Annotated in this window: 15 protein-coding genes; 9 read left to right on the top strand and 6 right to left on the bottom strand. The window is 65.4% G+C overall.

Annotated features, from left to right (window positions below; all coding sequences use genetic code 11):
- Positions 1 to 12: 12 nt before the first annotated feature.
- The gene (locus tag ACEVQ6_RS00915; RefSeq protein WP_374887005.1) at positions 13 to 828 is read right to left on the bottom strand and encodes a WecB/TagA/CpsF family glycosyltransferase; all 816 of its coding nucleotides are present in this window, start codon (positions 826 to 828) and stop codon (positions 13 to 15) included.
- Positions 825 to 2072 (bottom strand): glycosyltransferase, encoded by a 1248-nt coding sequence (locus tag ACEVQ6_RS00910; protein ID WP_374887004.1) that lies wholly within the window; start codon positions 2070 to 2072, stop codon positions 825 to 827. Before ACEVQ6_RS00910 ends, ACEVQ6_RS00915 begins: the two co-directional genes overlap by 4 nt.
- A 158-nt stretch (positions 2073 to 2230) precedes the next feature.
- On the opposite strand from ACEVQ6_RS00910, the gene ACEVQ6_RS00905 reads away from it, so the two are divergent.
- Positions 2231 to 3220 (top strand): glycosyltransferase family 2 protein, encoded by a 990-nt coding sequence (locus ACEVQ6_RS00905; RefSeq protein ID WP_374887003.1) that lies wholly within the window; start codon positions 2231 to 2233, stop codon positions 3218 to 3220.
- Between the two features lie 13 nt (positions 3221 to 3233).
- On the opposite strand, the gene ACEVQ6_RS00900 is transcribed toward ACEVQ6_RS00905, so the two are convergent.
- Positions 3234 to 4262 carry a LacI family DNA-binding transcriptional regulator gene (locus ACEVQ6_RS00900; protein WP_374887002.1) on the bottom strand — a complete coding sequence of 343 codons (1029 nt, stop codon included), beginning with the start codon at positions 4260 to 4262 and terminating at the stop codon, positions 3234 to 3236.
- Here ACEVQ6_RS00900 and ACEVQ6_RS00895 point away from each other — a divergent pair.
- The 7 genes from ACEVQ6_RS00895 (at position 4261) to ACEVQ6_RS00865 (ending at position 11613) form a co-directional block, all read left to right on the top strand.
- Positions 4261 to 4407 carry a hypothetical protein gene (locus ACEVQ6_RS00895; protein ID WP_374887001.1) on the top strand — a complete coding sequence of 49 codons (147 nt, stop codon included), beginning with the start codon at positions 4261 to 4263 and terminating at the stop codon, positions 4405 to 4407. The genes ACEVQ6_RS00900 and ACEVQ6_RS00895 overlap by 2 nt on opposite strands.
- A 156-nt stretch (positions 4408 to 4563) precedes the next feature.
- Positions 4564 to 5904 (top strand): ABC transporter substrate-binding protein, encoded by a 1341-nt coding sequence (locus tag ACEVQ6_RS00890; RefSeq protein WP_374887348.1) that lies wholly within the window; start codon positions 4564 to 4566, stop codon positions 5902 to 5904.
- 148 nt (positions 5905 to 6052) lie between these two features.
- Complete coding sequence (locus ACEVQ6_RS00885) at positions 6053 to 7063, top strand: carbohydrate ABC transporter permease (protein WP_374887000.1); 1011 nt, start codon at positions 6053 to 6055, stop codon at positions 7061 to 7063.
- A 1-nt stretch (position 7064) separates the two neighbouring features.
- Positions 7065 to 8210, top strand: a complete 1146-nt coding sequence (locus ACEVQ6_RS00880; RefSeq protein ID WP_374886999.1) for a carbohydrate ABC transporter permease — start codon at positions 7065 to 7067, stop codon at positions 8208 to 8210.
- Between the two features lie 39 nt (positions 8211 to 8249).
- Positions 8250 to 9899 carry a beta-galactosidase BglA gene (gene bglA, locus ACEVQ6_RS00875; protein ID WP_374886998.1) on the top strand — a complete coding sequence of 550 codons (1650 nt, stop codon included), beginning with the start codon at positions 8250 to 8252 and terminating at the stop codon, positions 9897 to 9899.
- A 17-nt stretch (positions 9900 to 9916) separates the two neighbouring features.
- Positions 9917 to 11005, top strand: coding sequence for an ABC transporter ATP-binding protein (locus ACEVQ6_RS00870; protein ID WP_374886997.1), 1089 nt, complete (start codon positions 9917 to 9919; stop codon positions 11003 to 11005).
- A 197-nt stretch (positions 11006 to 11202) separates the two neighbouring features.
- Positions 11203 to 11613, top strand: a complete 411-nt coding sequence (locus tag ACEVQ6_RS00865; RefSeq protein ID WP_374886996.1) for a hypothetical protein — start codon at positions 11203 to 11205, stop codon at positions 11611 to 11613.
- Positions 11614 to 11690: 77 nt separating this feature from the next.
- Here ACEVQ6_RS00865 and ACEVQ6_RS00860 read toward each other — a convergent pair whose 3' ends face one another.
- Complete coding sequence (locus ACEVQ6_RS00860; RefSeq protein ID WP_374886995.1) at positions 11691 to 12737, bottom strand: Fe(3+) ABC transporter substrate-binding protein; 1047 nt, start codon at positions 12735 to 12737, stop codon at positions 11691 to 11693.
- A gap of 209 nt (positions 12738 to 12946) precedes the next feature.
- Between ACEVQ6_RS00860 and rirA the strand changes: the two genes are divergently transcribed.
- Positions 12947 to 13402, top strand: a complete 456-nt coding sequence (gene rirA, locus ACEVQ6_RS00855) for an iron-responsive transcriptional regulator RirA (RefSeq protein ID WP_374886994.1) — start codon at positions 12947 to 12949, stop codon at positions 13400 to 13402.
- A 133-nt stretch (positions 13403 to 13535) separates the two neighbouring features.
- Here the strand turns inward: rirA and ACEVQ6_RS00850 are convergent, their stop codons facing one another.
- Both ACEVQ6_RS00850 and ACEVQ6_RS00845 read right to left on the bottom strand, forming a co-directional pair.
- Positions 13536 to 13931, bottom strand: a complete 396-nt coding sequence (locus ACEVQ6_RS00850) for a response regulator (protein ID WP_374886993.1) — start codon at positions 13929 to 13931, stop codon at positions 13536 to 13538.
- Positions 13932 to 14151: 220 nt separating this feature from the next.
- Positions 14152 to 14862, bottom strand: a complete 711-nt coding sequence (locus ACEVQ6_RS00845) for a helix-turn-helix domain-containing protein (RefSeq protein WP_374886992.1) — start codon at positions 14860 to 14862, stop codon at positions 14152 to 14154.
- Positions 14863 to 15065 lie beyond the last annotated feature (203 nt).

Here is a 15065-nt window from a genome sequence, read left to right as displayed (position 1 = left end):
GGACGTCCTGTCTCAAACGGGTCTCGAGCCGGCGCGGCCGGCGGCCGGCCGGACCTTTTCGCCCCCCGCCAGCCTGTGCCGCAGGACGTAGTATAGGAACAGAGGATTTCCCAAGATATAACGCCGCCACAGCCGCCCGGGCTCGATCATCAGCCGGAACAGCCATTCGAAGCGCAGCCGGCGCACCAGTCGCGGCGCGCGGGGCACTTCCCCCGCCATGAAGTCGAAGAGCGCGCCGACGCTGATGACGAGGCGCCCATGGCCGGGGCCGACATGGCGGTCGATCCATTTTTCCTGGCGCGGACTGCCCATGGCGATCAGCAGGATGTCCGGATGAAGCTGCCGCACCTCCTCCATCACCGTGTCGGCGCGTCCCTGCTGGAAGAAACCGTCGGCAACCGGAACGAACTCGTGCCAGGGGGCGTGGCGGCGAAAGCCCGCGGCGGCGCGGAAGAGAACCTCCGGGCGCGCGCCGATCATCGCGATCCGCCGCGGCCTGGCGAGATAGGTCATCAGCGCCGGCACGAAGTCGGTGCCGTTGAGGTTGGCCGGAAACATGGTGCCGTGGAAGACGAGGGAGGCGATGTCGACGCCGTGGCCGTCGGGCAGCACCGTCTGGCGCCGGAGAATGTCGCGATAGACCGTGTCGCGCATCATCAGGTTGGCGTTGTTGGCGTTGAGGAAGGCGATCACGGTCTGGCCGCCGTCCGGGCGGGCCAGGGCGTCCTCGGCATAGGCAAGCGCGTCGGCCCAGCCGAAATGGCAGACGTCGACGCCGAGGATGTCGCGCCGCGCCGCCGGGGCGGCCTCGCTCGTCAGTCCGTTCATCGGCCGGCTCCTTCCCCGGAAAGGCGTGCGGCGGCAAGCCGCGGCCTGTCGCCGGCGCGGCGTGCGGCGGCCGGGACGCTGCGCCCGAGCGGCGCGATGCCGGCCTCCAGCGCCGCGAGCAGTTCCGCCTTCTGCGCCGCATGGAAGGCGGCGCCGCTGTCGCGCCGGAAGCCGGTGCCGCGGGCCGTCGCCACGCTCTCGACGAGGGCGGCGGCGAAGCCTTCCGGATCGTCGACGATGCGGCAGTCGGCCGGCACCGCCGCGATGCCGCGCAGCGACGGGCGGGTGGCGACGCAGGGCATGCCCATCTCGAAGGCCTCGATGCTCTTCAACTGCACGCCGGTGCCGCCGCGCGCGACGAGCGGCACGACGGCGCTTTGCGCGATGAAGGCGCGGGCATCGGCGACGCGGCCAACGAAGCGCAGGCCCGGATGGGCGGTCGCGGGCGGCGCGGAGAGGCCGCCGGCGACCGCGATCGTCATGTCGGCGGGAAGGAGCGGCACGACCTTTTCGACGAACCAGTCGAGCCCGATGCGGTTCGGCTCCCAGCTCCAGGTGCCGATCAGTCCGAGGTCACGGGCGGGGGCGGTCGCGGGGTTTTCCGCCGGCGGCGTCCAGCGGGTGACGAGCGGCAGCACCGAGGCGCGGCGCGCCACCGTCTTGCCGAAACCCTGCCGGTCGTCCTCGGCGAAGGTGAAGACATGCCGCGCCTCGCCGGATATCAGCCGTTCGAGACGGTCGAGATGGCGGGCTTCGCGGCGGAAGAGGGCGCGCGTCAGCGGATTTTCGGCCCGCGCCGCGTTTTCGAGGGCGGAGCGCGCCTCGATATTGTGGGCCACATAGACGGAAGGGTAGCGCCGGAACACCTCCTGATAGGCGGCGGGCAGCTGGATCGAGTTGAGGACCAGCCCGTCGAAGGGAGCGAGACTGTCGAGGATCGCCGCAATGCGCGCGGCCGGCAGGTCGATCAGCTTGGCGGAGGACAGCGTCGTGCGACGGGCAAAGGCGCGGGCGAGCCAGGCGAGCTTGGTTGCGGCGCCGACACGGGCATTCGTCACCTCCCGTTCGCCGAGCAGGCGCATGTCGGCGCCGGGCGCCGGGCGCTGGCCGGGCTGGAGATAGCCGACGACGGTGACGCGGTGGCCGAGCGCCGTCAGGCCGTCGAGGACCGCACGGTTGGCGATGTCGAACCCCGAGGCGGGAGTGTCGACCGGGACCAGGGATGAGACCATGACGAGATGCATGCGACCACCGCGCTTCAGCGTTTCTTGAAGGCGACAGTATCAAGGCGGCGTGAAAGCCCGTTTAACCTCTTCATTCAAAAGCGATTTCACCTGTTCAGCATCTGTTTAGGAAGATTTGGTCTAGTGACGGGCGGCAAAAGGGGCGGACAGGGCTTTCGATGACCTCAGGCGGCGAGACCATTTCCGTGGACTTCCAGATCGGCGAGGAGCGCGCCGGCGAGGTGCGGCTCGTGGTGACGCTGCCGACCTTCCGCCGTCCCGACCATCTGGTGAAGACCCTGAAAACGCTGGTGTCCCAGGCGCCGGGCCTGCCCTTTGCCATCCTCGTCATGGAGAATGACGACGAGGCGCGGGAAGGTGCGCGGGCCGCCCGCGCCTTTCTCGCCGAGCACGGCAGGGATGCGTTGGTCATCATCGCCCACAACCGCGGCAACTGCCACGCCTACAATGCCGGCTTCACCGCAGCGCTCGCCACCTATCCCGCCCTGCAGGCGATCGCCGTGATCGACGACGACGAGATCGCGGCGCCGGCCTGGCTCGAAAGTCTCGTTCTGGTACAGGAACGGACCGGCGCGGACATGGTCGGCGGGCCGCAGCTGCCCGTCCTCGACGACCCCTCCCGGGAAAAATGGAAGGCCCATCCCGTGTTCATGCCCCATTACGGCACGACCGGGCCCGTTCCGATCCTCTATTCGTCCGGAAACGTGCTGATCACGCGGCGCGTGCTCGACGCGATGCCGCGGCCGTTTCTCGACGTGGCCTTCAATTTCATCGGCGGCGGCGACAGCGATTTCTACCGCCGGGCGCGGGAGCGCGGCTTCACCTTTGCCTGGGCGGCCGAGGCCTGGGTGGCGGAAACGGTCCCGGCGCGGCGCACCGAGCCGTCCTGGATCCGCGCACGCAGCCTGCGCAACGGTTCGATTTCCGCGATGCTGCAGCACAAGGCCGATCCGAGCGCCGCCGGCCGGCTGAAGACGCTTGGCAAATCGGTCGCGCTGCTGGCGGCCTCGCCGCTGCGCGGACTGGCGCTCTGGCGCAGGACCGGCCTTGCCGCCGCCGCCCCCTATCATTTCTATGTCGCCCTCGGCCGGCTGATGGCGGAGATCGGCCGCGTCAACGAACAGTACCGCAATCCCGAGAAGAACTGAGGGCACCTTCCGCTCAGCCGGGCGCCGGACCGGTCGAGGCGCGCACGATCAGCTCCGCGCGCCACAATTCCTGCTGGCTCAGATCCTCGCCGCGCACGACGCGGCCGATCAGCCGTCCGGCGACGCGCGCGCCGGCCGCCCGTAGTGAGGAGCGCGTCGTCGTCAGCGGCACGGAGAAATTTTCGGGCTTCAGCATCGGCAGCACGTCGTCATGGGCGATCAGGGAGATGTCGCTGCCGAGCCTCAGCCCCGCCTGGTTGATCGCCCGCACGGCGCCGAGCGCCAGCACCGTGCTGGAACAAAGGACGGCGGTCGGCGGATCGGCGCTGGCGAGGAAGCGTTCCATGCTGCGAAAGCCGTGCTCGTCGGTCATGAAGGCATGGTCGACCAGCGTCTCGTCGAGCGTCAGCCCGTGTTCGGCGAGCGCCCGGATCGTTCCCTTTTTCCGCCGCATCGAAAAGGTGAGATAGGCCGGCCCGTTGATGAGGGCGATGCGGCGATGGCCGAGATGCACCAGAAGTCGCGCCGCATCGTAGAAGGCGCCGGTATTGTCGACGTCGACGAAGGGATAGTCGGTCTCGACCCCGATCGCCCGGCCGTGCACGACGAAGGGGATCGACAGCGAGCGGAGCATCTCGATGCGCTGGTCGCGGTCGCGCATATAGGCGAGGAACAGCGCGTCGACATTGCCGCTGGCAACCAGCCGGCGAAACGTCTGCTCCTCGTCCTGGGGCGCGCTCGGATTGATGACGAGATGGAAATCGTGGCGCACGGCCTCCTCGGCGAGCCCGGCGAGGAACTCGCCGAAATGCACGTCGCTCTCGATGCCGGCGGCGATCGGCATGACGAGGCCGATCGACCCGGCCCGCCCCGTGGCCAGCCGCTGCGCCGCCCGGTTCGGCCGGTACCCCGTTTCCCTGACGGCGGTCAGCACGCGCTTGCGCGTTTCCGCATTCACCTCCGGATAGCCGTTCAGCGCCCGGCTGACGGTCGTCTGCGACAGGCCGAGCAGTTCCGAAAGCTGCTTCAGGTTGATCGCCATGGGCATGCTCCTCAAAGCGCTTTGGCTTTTCCGTCAATCCTTTGCCGGTTGCCTCTGGCGCTCCCGTCCCTTTAGCACCGGCACCGTGCCGCATGAAGGAAAAATGCCGGATGTTGCGGTGCAAATTTATCTTGCGCGGCAATAAATTTCAGCTTCGCGCAATTTTTCAGAGGGTGCTTGACTTCTGCCTGCGGCCGGTGATTTCTATCGTTATCTCAAAGCGCTTTGAAAGCTGCGGTGAAGACTTGTCCCGGCGGGTGCCGGAAGCATGGGGAGGATGCACGTGAGAACCAGACTGATGATGGGCGTGGCGCTGCTGGCGCTGTTTGCCGGCGGGGCAGGGGCCGCCGAACTGAAGTTCGCTCCGGGCGAGGATTCGAAGTTCAACTGGGCGAGCTACGACGACTTCAAGAAGGGGCACGACCTCAGCGGCCAGACGCTGACGATCTTCGGCCCCTGGCGCGGCGAGGACCAGACGCTGGTCGAGTCCGTGCTCGACTATTTCCGCGAGGCGACCGGCGCGACGGTGAAGTATTCCTCGTCGGAAAACTACGAGCAGCAGATCGTCATCGACACGCAGGCCGGCAGCCCGCCGGACGTCGCCGTGCTGCCGCAGCCGGGCCTGATCGCCGATCTCGCCTCCAAGGGCTACCTCACCCCGCTCGGCGACGAGACGCAGAAGTGGCTGCTCGACAACTACGCCGCCGGGCAGTCCTGGGTGGACCTCTCCACCTACAAGGGCAAGGACGGCACGGCCGCCCTCTACGCCTTCCCCTACAAGATCGACGTGAAGTCGCTGGTCTGGTACGTGCCCGAGAACTTCGAGGACGCCGGCTACGAGGTCCCGAAGACGATGGAGGAATTGAAGAGCCTGACCGAGAAGATCGTCGCCGACGGCGGCACGCCCTGGTGCATCGGTCTCGGCTCCGGCGGCGCCACCGGCTGGCCGGCGACCGACTGGGTCGAGGACCTGATGCTGCGCACGCAGCCCGCCGACGTCTATGACAAATGGGTGACGAACGAGGTGAAGTTCAACGATCCGGCCGTCATCGGCGCGATCGACGAGTTTGGCTGGTTCGCCAAGAACGACAAGTTCGTCGACGGTGGTGCGGCGGCCGTCGCCTCCACCGACTTCCGCGACAGCCCGAAGGGCCTCTTCTCCTCGCCGCCGAAGTGCTATCTGCACCATCAGGCCTCCTTCGTGCCTTCCTTCTTCCCGGAAGGGACGGTGGTCGGCGAGGATGCGGACTTCTTCTACATGCCGCCCTATGCCGCAAAGCCGGATCTCGGCAATCCGGTGCTCGGCGCCGGCACGCTGGCGATGATCACCCGGGATACGCCCGCCTCGCGCGCCTTCATCGAGTTCCTGAAGACGCCGATCGCGCACGAGGTCTGGATGGCGCAGTCGAGCTTCCTGACGCCGTACAAGGGCGTCAACCAGGATGCCTATGCCAACGGCCCGATGAAGAAGCAGGGCGAGATCCTGCTCAACGCCACCACCTTCCGTTTCGATGGCTCCGACCTGATGCCGGGCAAGATCGGCGCAGGCGCCTTCTGGACGGCGATGGTCGACTATGTCGGTGGCAAGTCTGCGGCGGACGTGACGGCGGGCATCCAGGCCGCCTGGGACGGCCTCAAGTAACGCCGTCGAAAACCAATAAGGGGCGCGCGCGCAAACGATGCTGCGCGCGCGCCGCACGCTCCGGCCGGCGTTCTTTCGATCGCGCCGCGCGGCCGGGGCCGATCTCGCTGCCATAATCAAGAATGCCGTCTCGTGGGGGGAACGCGTCATGCAGCAATTACTGGCTGCCATCGTGACGATGGCTGCGGGCGTTCTCGCCTGCTGTGCCTATTTTTTCGGAACCAACTGGATCCTCGACCGGATCTTTCCGTCGAAGGGCCTGAGCGGCGCCAAGGCCTCGCAGAACCTGCGCACCAGCAATGCCATCCGGCCCTGGCTGTTCCTCGGGCCGGCGCTCTTCGCGCTGACCGTCTACCTGATCTATCCGGTCCTCTCGTCCGTCTGGCTCTCCTTCCACGACAAGTCGGGGACGAATTTCGTCGGCTTCAGCAACTATGTCTGGATGGTCAATGACGGCGAATTCCGCCAGTCGATGTTCAACAATTTCCTCTGGCTGCTCGTCGTGCCGGCGCTTGCCACCTTCTTCGGCCTGATCATCGCCGCGCTCACTGACCGCATCTGGTGGGGCAACATCGCCAAGACGCTGATCTTCATGCCGATGGCGATCTCTTTCGTCGGCGCCGCCGTCATCTGGAAGTTCATCTACGACTACCGCGCCGAGGGGCAGGAGCAGATCGGCCTCCTGAACGCCATCGTCACCGCCTTCGGCGGCTCGCCCGAGGCCTGGATCACGCTGCCCTTCTGGAACAATTTCTTCCTGATGGCGATCCTCGTCTGGATCCAGACCGGCTTTGCCATGGTCATCCTCTCGGCGGCGCTGCGCGGCATTTCCGAGGAGACGATCGAGGCCGCCGTCATCGACGGCGCCAACGGGTTGCAGATCTTCTTCAAGATTATGGTGCCGCAGATCTGGGGCACGATCGCCGTCGTCTGGACGACGATCACCATCCTCGTATTGAAAGTCTTCGACATCGTGCTCGCCATGACCAACGGCCAGTGGCAGAGCCAGGTGCTCGCCAACCTGATGTTCGACTGGATGTTCCGCGGCGGCGGCGATTTCGGCCGGGGTGCCGCGATCGCGGTCGTCATCATGATTCTGGTCGTGCCGATCATGATCTGGAACATCCGCAACGCCGCCCGCGAGATGGAAGGACATTGAGATGATCGCCTCGAAACGTTCGCCGCTCGTCTGGGCCGTCCATCTCTCCGTCATCCTGCTCGTGCTGCTCTGGACGACGCCGACGCTCGGCCTGCTGATCTCGTCTTTGCGCGACAAGGACCAGCTCGCCGTCTCCGGCTGGTGGACCGCGCTCTCCACCTCGACGCAGAACAGCGTCTTCCGTGCGCCGGGCGCCGACCAGCAGGTCGAGCGCGACGGGACATTCGTCATCTCCGGCAATGTCCTGTCGGGCGGGGACGGCGAGGTGCAGGCCTTCGGCTTCAACAGCCGCGAGCCCGCCGCCTACCTGCCCGGCGACAGCGCCGACCTCGGCGACGGCGAAAAGCTGACGGTCCAAGCCGATGGCAGCTTCGAGATCGTTTCCGATGTGAAGATGGAGGGGTCGCGCGGCCAGCGCATCTTCTTCACCGCCGCCTCGCCGCCGCGCTTCACCTTCGACAACTACCGCGAGGTGCTGGCGGCCGAAGGCATCGGCGCCTCCTTCATCAACTCGCTGACGGTGGCGATCCCGGCGACGATCATCCCGATCCTCGTCGCGGCCTTTGCCGCCTATGCGCTGGCCTGGATGAAATTTCCCGGCCGCGCCATCCTCGTCGCCGTCGTCGTCGGCCTGCTCGTCGTACCGCTGCAGATGTCGCTGATCCCGCTTCTGAAGCTCTACAACGGCGTCGGCGCCTTCTTCGGCGTCCCGGCCAAGACCTATCTCGGCATCTGGCTCGCCCATATGGGCTTCGGCCTGCCGCTCGCCATCTACCTGCTGCGCAACTACATGGCCGGCCTGCCGCGCGAGATCATGGAATCGGCCCGTGTCGACGGCGCCAGCGACTTCGACATCTTCGTCAAGATCATCCTGCCGCTCTCGTTTCCGGCGCTCGCCTCCTTCGCCATCTTCCAGTTCCTTTGGACCTGGAACGACCTGCTCGTCGCCATGGTTTTCCTCGGCACCGGCAATGACGAGCTGGTGCTGACGGGGCGGCTCGTCAACCTGCTCGGCTCGCGCGGCGGCAACTGGGAGATCCTGACGGCCTCGGCCTTCATCACCATCATCGTGCCCCTGATCGTGTTCTTCAGCCTGCAGCGCTACCTCGTGCGCGGCCTGCTGGCGGGCTCGGTCAAGGGCGGCTGACACGAAACAAGACCCTGACGTTTCCGGAACCTGAATGACATGAACGAGTCAAGCGTAAGTGCGGCCGACCGCGACTGGTGGCGGGGCGCGGTGATCTACCAGATCTATCCGCGCTCCTTCCAGGACAGCAACGACGACGGCATCGGCGACCTGAAGGGGATCACCGATCGCCTGTCCTACGTCGCCTCCCTCGGCGTGGACGGCATCTGGATCTCGCCCTTCTTCACCTCGCCGATGAAGGATTTCGGCTATGACGTGTCGAACTACACCGATGTCGACCCGATCTTCGGCACGCTTGCCGATTTCGACGCGCTGATCGCCGAGGCGCACCGGCTGAACCTCAAGGTGATGATCGACCTCGTCCTGTCGCACACCTCCGACCAGCATCCCTGGTTCGCCGAAAGCCGGTCGAGCCACGACAATCCGAAGGCGGACTGGTATGTCTGGTCCGATCCGAAGCCGGACGGCACGCCGCCGAACAACTGGCTGTCGATCTTCGGCGGCTCCGCCTGGGCCTGGGACGCCGGACGCCTGCAGTACTACCTGCACAACTTCCTGACCTCGCAGCCGGACCTGAACCTGCACAATCCGGACGTCCAGGACGCGCTTCTCGCCGTCGAGCGCTTCTGGCTCGACCGCGGCGTCGACGGTTTCCGCCTCGATACGATCAACTTCTATTTCCACGACCGGCTGCTGCGCGACAACCCGCCGCTGCCGCCGGCGCGCCGCAACGCCCAGACGGCGCCGGCCGTCAACCCGTACAACTACCAGGAACATCTCTACGACAAGAACCAGCCGGAAAACCTGGAATTCCTCAAGCGTTTCCGCGCGGTCATGGACGTCTATCCGGCGATCGCCGCCGTCGGCGAGGTCGGCGACAGCCAGCGCGGGCTGGAGATCGTCGGCGAGTACACGTCCGGCGGCGACAAGATGCATATGTGCTACGCCTTCGAGTTCCTCGCCCCCGACGTGCCGGACCCGGCCTCCGTCGAGCGCACGCTCGCCGCCTTCGCCGCCGCCGCGCCCGACGGCTGGGTCTGCTGGGCCTTCTCCAATCACGACGTCACGCGCCACATCAGCCGCTGGGGGCAGGCGGTCGCAGACACCGACGCCTATGCCAAGATGATGGCGAGCATCCTGCTGACGCTGCGCGGTTCCGTCTGCCTCTACGAGGGCGAGGAACTGGCGCTGCCGGAGGCCGACATCGCCTTCGCCGACCTTCAGGACCCCTATGGCATCCAGTTCTGGCCCGACTACAAGGGCCGCGACGGCTGCCGCACGCCGATGGTCTGGGACCGCAACATGGTCAATGGCGGCTTCTCCGCCGCGCGGCCCTGGCTGCCGGTGCCGGGCGCCCATCTCGACCGCGCGGTCTCCGTCCAGGCGGCCGACGACAGGTCCGTGCTTGCCCATTACCGCCGCTTCCTGGCCTTTCGCCGCGAGCATCCCGCCTTTGCCAAGGGCGAGATCGTCTTCGAGGAAAGCGGCCTCGCGCCACTGCTGAGCTTTGCCCGCGTCCATGGCAACGAGACGATCGTCTGCCTGTTCAACATGGGCGAGCGGCCGATCACGGCGCCGCGGCCGGAGGGGTCGCTTGAGGTGCTCGAAGGCCATGGCTTCGGCTCGGCGCTGACGGCGACCGGGGTCGAATTGCCGGCATGGAGCGGGTTTTTTGCCCGACAGAACTGACCGAGGGGGAGACAACGATGGCTGGCCTGCAACTGAAGCAAATCCGCAAGTCCTATGGCGCGGTCGACGTCATCCATGGCATCGATCTCGACATCAAGCAGGGCGAGTTCATCGTCTTCGTCGGCCCTTCGGGCTGCGGAAAGTCGACGCTGCTGCGCATGATCGCCGGCCTCGAGGAGATTTCCGGCGGTCAGATGTATATCGACAACGAGCTCGTCAACGAGGTGCCGCCCTCGAAGCGCGGCATCGCCATGGTCTTCCAGTCCTATGCGCTCTACCCGCATATGACCGTCTACGACAACATGGCCTTCGGCATGCGCATCGCCAAGGAATCGAAGGAGGAGATCGACCGGCGGGTGCGCAACGCCGCCGAGATCCTGCAACTGACCAAGTATCTCGACCGGTTGCCGAAGGCGCTGTCGGGCGGCCAGCGCCAGCGCGTGGCGATCGGCCGGGCGATCTGCCGCAATCCCAAGGTGTTCCTCTTCGACGAGCCCCTGTCGAACCTCGACGCGGCGCTGCGCGTCGCCACCCGCATCGAGATCGCCAAGCTCAACGAGGCGATGGCCGACACGACGATGATCTACGTCACCCATGACCAGGTCGAGGCGATGACGCTCGCCGACCGGATCGTCGTGCTGTCGGGGGGCCACATCGAGCAGGTCGGCGCGCCGCTTGCCCTCTACGAGCGCCCCGACAACCTGTTCGTCGCCCGCTTCATCGGCTCGCCGGCGATGAACATCATCCCCGCGACGGTGACGGCGGCGGGGCCGCAGACGACGGTCCGGCTCGCCGGCGGCAAGTCGGTGACGCTTGCGGTCCCCAGCGATGCCGGCGCGGTCGGCAAGGCGGCGAGCTTCGGCGTGCGCCCGGAGGACCTGGTGGTTGCCACCGGCGAGGATTTCCTGTTCGAGGGCACCGTCTCGATCGTCGAGGCGCTGGGCGAGGTCACGCTGCTCTATATCGACGGGCTCGTCGCCGACGAGCCGATCATCGCCAAGCTGCCCGGCATCCTGCCGGTGGCGCGCGGCGAGAGGATCCGCTTCACCGCGGACGCGGCGAAACTGCACCTCTTCGACGAGAACGGCCGCAGCTACCGCACCTGACGGCGCGGGGCACAGGTTCTGCCCCTCTTGCGAGGCGTGCCGGAACGGCACGCCTCGACGTCGTTTCCCGCCACTCGCGTCCGAAACATCGCCGGAAGACGGCGATCACCCGATGATCTGGCCGGTCTTGCTCACGCCCTGTTAAAGATCCTGTGGCAGCATTGCGGCAACGTGGTGGTTTACGGGGTGTGCGAGTGATGAGCACGGGTGCGGCCGGTTCCAGACCGAACTATCTGAGCAAGGAAGAATCCTTCATGTACGACCGGGAAGCGAATTTCCCGATGGAGGATACCCGCAACGACGCCCGCATCGAATACACCGAAAACGGTGTGCAGAACCTGTCCTCCCGTCGATGCGAACTGATCAAGATCTCGCGCAGCAGTGCGGTGCTGGCGATCCCGACACAGTTCAAGCTGCCGCCGAATTTCTATCTCGACGTGCCGAGCGCCCGCATCGGCATGGTCGGCTGCGTCGTCAAGCGCATCCATGCCAACAACATGCTCGAGGCGCGCTTTCTGAGGCTGATGTCGGAGCGCGACATCAACCGCATCTTCGTCTATTCCACCCATCCGAACCATCGCAACCGGACGCTCGACATCTACGGCTGATCCGCCGCGGTCGCGAATAAAAAAGCCCCCGCGCGGCGGCGCGAGGGCCCTCATGTGTTGCGCCCTGTTTGCGCTGCTTACATCTCCGGACCTTCGTTGAGGCCGACCTTGTCGACGAGTTCGGATGCGGTCTTGCGGTTGGCGGCGATGTCGGCGAGGGGCAGGGGGTCGGCCTTCAGCGCGCCGAAGCCCTTGACCACGTCGGAGGGTTCCGCGCCGGGGGCCACCGGATATTCATAGACCTTTTCCGCATAGATCTTCTGCGCGTCCGCCGAACCGAGGAACTGCATCAGCTTCAGGGCATTGTCCCTGTTCGGCGCGTTCTTGGCGAGCGCCATGCCGGAGATGTTGACATGGGTGCCGCGATCCTTGGCGTTCGGGAACAGCACCTTGATCGCCGCCGCCCACTCCTTCTGCTCCGGTTCCTTCTCGTTGGTCATCATCAGGCCGACATAGTAGCTGTTGCCGAGCGCGATGTCGCATTCGCCGGCAAGAATCGCCTTGGCCTGGTCGCGGTCGCCGCCGTCGGGCTTCTTGGCGAGGTTGTTCTTCAGGCCCTTCAGCCATGTCTCGGTATAGTCCGCGCCGTGATGCGCGATCATCGAGGCGAAGAGGCCGATATTGTAGGAATGCTGGCCGTCGCGGATGCAGATCTTGCCCTTCCACTTCGGGTCGGCGAGTTCCTCATAGGTGATGTCGGTGTCGCTGACGCGCTCTTTCGAGGCATAGACGACTCGGCCGCGCGTGGTCAGCCCGAACCAGTTGCCGTCCGGGTCGCGGTACTGGGCGGGAATTTCCTTGTTGACCGTCTCGTCGGTCACGGCCTGGGTCACGCCGCCGTCCTTCGCTTCCGTCAGGCGGCTGATGTCGACGGTCAGGATCACGTCGGCAGGCGAATTCGCGCCCTCGGCGGTGATGCGCTCGACCAGGCCCTTGTCGAGGAACAGGACGTTGGTGGAAATCCCCGTTTCCTTGGTAAATTCGTCGAGCAGCGGGGCGATCAGGTCCGGCTGGCGGTAGGAATAGATGTTGACCTCTCCGTCGGCCCGGGCGGCACCCGCCACAAGGGCGGAAGCCGCGCCCGCGAGCAGGAATGCGCGCAGGGCATGCGTCTTGATGGTCATCGGATGTCTCCCTCTTAAATTCGGATCTCCCGGCTTTGATAAGTTAACCGGAATGGTCATGTTTTGGAGGAGTGGTGCGCGCCGGTCAAGTTTTAGTTCGCGGTGATCGAAGCGGCCGGACGATAACGTTTTCGTTATTTTGGAATTGTTCCAATCTTTGATCCATCCTATATGCTGGGTAGAGGACTGCGGAATCGTGGAGCACCGGAATGCGGCTGACCAAGCAGACAAATTACGCCATTCGCATGCTGATGTACTGCGCCGCCAATGACGGCCATCTCAGCCGCATCCCGGAGATCGCCCGGGCCTATGGCGTCTCCGAACTGTTCCTCTTCAAGATCCTCCAGCCGCTGACCAAGGCCGGCCTGGTGGAGACGGTGCGCGGGCGCAACGGCGGTGTTCGCCTGCCGCGGCCGGCGGCCGAGATCAGCCTGTTCCAGGTGGTGAAGGTGACGGAAGACAGTTTCGCCATGGCCGAGTGCTTCGAGGCCGGCGAGATCGACTGTCCGCTCGTCGACAGCTGCGGACTGAACGCGGCGCTGCGCAAGGCGCTCAATGCCTTCTTCGAAGTGCTGGCGGAGTATTCGATCGACGACCTCGTCAAGGCGCGGCCGCAGATCAACTTCCTGCTCGGCCTCGAAACCGTCGAAAAGCCGGCCGCCTGACGCGTCTCCGGCCGGTCGCCGGTACCTTGAAGCCTGTCTCGCAAAAATGTGCAGCGGTTCTGCGACGAGACATGCCTGAAAGCAAAAGCCTCAAGCCTGCGAGCGAACCCGAAGGATCGCGACACGCTTTGGCTCAGGACAGGTATTCCCGCAGGATGAACTCGATCGCCGTCGGATCGAGCTCGGCCTTGTCGATGCGGAAATCGGCGCCGTATTCCTCGAACGACTGGAAGTAGGGATCGGCGAGCGACGACGAGATGACGCCGATCGGGCCGATGAAGCCCTGCTGGCGCATGGCCGGCACCGTCTCGCGGAAATCGCATTGCGGCTGCAGCCGGTTGTCCATCAGGATCATGTTGATCGGCGCGCCGGACTGCAGGAGCGCCAGCGCCGCCTCGATCGTCTCGGCGTAATGCAGTTCGATCTCCGTGCTGGCCACCTTGCGGATCAGCCGCCGCAGGATCAGGTTTTCCGCCGGATCGTCATCGACGAGCAGGATGTGGATCTTGTCGCGCATGCCGGTCACCATGGGCCGCCTCCGGATCGCGTGTCGTCTTCCGGCAGCCGCGGCGGCGCGCAGGCGGCCTTGAAGCGTGTCTCGCAAAGGCGTGCGGCGGTTTTGCGAAAAGATACGCGTAAAAACAAAGACCGAAAACGTACGAGCGAATCTGAAAGATCGCGACACGCTTCAGGCGATGCCGTCATCCCGCCCGTTGCTCTCCGGACCCGCGGGGACGAGGTGTTCCGCTTCATTGAATAATCTGCTCCCGTATCGCCTTTGCGACCATTTGCGTTCGGTTGACCACGTCGAGCTTCTTCAGGATCGTCGCCGTATGGGAATTGATCGTATGCTCCGAGACCGAGACGATGAGGGCGATTTCGCTCGCCGTCTTGCCGTGGGAAATCCATTTGAGGATTTCCCGTTCCCGCGGCGTCAGGCCCATGCCCACCTTGTTTGACAGGACGAGCCTGTAGAAATAGTCGAAGATGCAGGTTGCGGCATAGCAGAGCTCCATGTGCTCGGGCCTGCCGATATCCTCCTCGTCGCCGAGGAAGAGAACCGCATAGCGCATCCCCGTCGGCGCTTGGGTCGGCACGCAGACCAGGAGGTCGAAGCCGAGCTGGGCGACGAGATTGTCGATCTTCTCGATGCCCGTCTCGTCGCCGCGCCACACCGAGGGGATGGCGGACTGATGCAGGCTGCGGAACAGGGCGGAATCGCCGAAGCGGTGGCGCTTGTCGTATTCCTCCGCGAGACCCGAGGGAAGATCGTGCAGCATCAGCCGGTTCGCCAGCATGCAGGGCACCGTCTCCACGCCGATCTGCAGCACGCCGAAATGGTCGAGGCCGAACTTCAGGGCAAGCGTATGGAACAGACGGAAGAAATCGACACGATTGAGCGCTTTCTCCAGCTCGGGCTGAAGATCGTAGCGCCTGTGGATATCCAAGAGCTTCCCCACCACATGCCTTCGCGAAAGACGTGTCGACCAATGTAGCGCGCGGTGCCGAAGATGCAACCGCCTTCTTGGTCCCGCAAGGGTTGCGCCTGCGGGAAGGTGCGCCGCCGCACGCCTTCCCGCAAGTCCGCAAACATGGCTGGCCGTCGTCATGGTGTCCCCGGAAAGGTCCCCGCCCGGAATTCCGGCATCACGACAGTCCTCCT

The sequence above is a fragment of the Ensifer soli genome (assembly GCF_041928815.1).
Lineage (GTDB): Bacteria > Pseudomonadota > Alphaproteobacteria > Rhizobiales > Rhizobiaceae > JBHFEI01.
Note: the sequence above shows the minus strand (reverse complement) of the source record. Positions and strands in the feature narration are given on the sequence as shown.

Excerpts from the sequence above, each read along its gene's own strand:
- ACEVQ6_RS00915 (WP_374887005.1), bottom strand. The coding sequence starts at position 828 with ATGAACGGACTGACGAGCGAGGCCGCCCCGGCGGCGCGGCGCGACATC.
- ACEVQ6_RS00910 (WP_374887004.1), bottom strand. The coding sequence starts at position 2,072 with ATGCATCTCGTCATGGTCTCATCCCTGGTCCCGGTCGACACTCCCGCC.
- ACEVQ6_RS00905 (WP_374887003.1), top strand. The coding sequence starts at position 2,231 with ATGACCTCAGGCGGCGAGACCATTTCCGTGGACTTCCAGATCGGCGAG.
- ACEVQ6_RS00895 (WP_374887001.1), top strand. The coding sequence starts at position 4,261 with ATGGGCATGCTCCTCAAAGCGCTTTGGCTTTTCCGTCAATCCTTTGCC.
- ACEVQ6_RS00900 (WP_374887002.1), bottom strand. The coding sequence starts at position 4,262 with ATGGCGATCAACCTGAAGCAGCTTTCGGAACTGCTCGGCCTGTCGCAG.
- ACEVQ6_RS00890 (WP_374887348.1), top strand. The coding sequence starts at position 4,564 with ATGGGCGTGGCGCTGCTGGCGCTGTTTGCCGGCGGGGCAGGGGCCGCC.
- ACEVQ6_RS00885 (WP_374887000.1), top strand. The coding sequence starts at position 6,053 with ATGCAGCAATTACTGGCTGCCATCGTGACGATGGCTGCGGGCGTTCTC.
- ACEVQ6_RS00880 (WP_374886999.1), top strand. The coding sequence starts at position 7,065 with ATGATCGCCTCGAAACGTTCGCCGCTCGTCTGGGCCGTCCATCTCTCC.
- bglA (WP_374886998.1), top strand. The coding sequence starts at position 8,250 with ATGAACGAGTCAAGCGTAAGTGCGGCCGACCGCGACTGGTGGCGGGGC.
- ACEVQ6_RS00870 (WP_374886997.1), top strand. The coding sequence starts at position 9,917 with ATGGCTGGCCTGCAACTGAAGCAAATCCGCAAGTCCTATGGCGCGGTC.
- ACEVQ6_RS00865 (WP_374886996.1), top strand. The coding sequence starts at position 11,203 with ATGAGCACGGGTGCGGCCGGTTCCAGACCGAACTATCTGAGCAAGGAA.
- ACEVQ6_RS00860 (WP_374886995.1), bottom strand. The coding sequence starts at position 12,737 with ATGACCATCAAGACGCATGCCCTGCGCGCATTCCTGCTCGCGGGCGCG.
- rirA (WP_374886994.1), top strand. The coding sequence starts at position 12,947 with ATGCGGCTGACCAAGCAGACAAATTACGCCATTCGCATGCTGATGTAC.
- ACEVQ6_RS00850 (WP_374886993.1), bottom strand. The coding sequence starts at position 13,931 with ATGGTGACCGGCATGCGCGACAAGATCCACATCCTGCTCGTCGATGAC.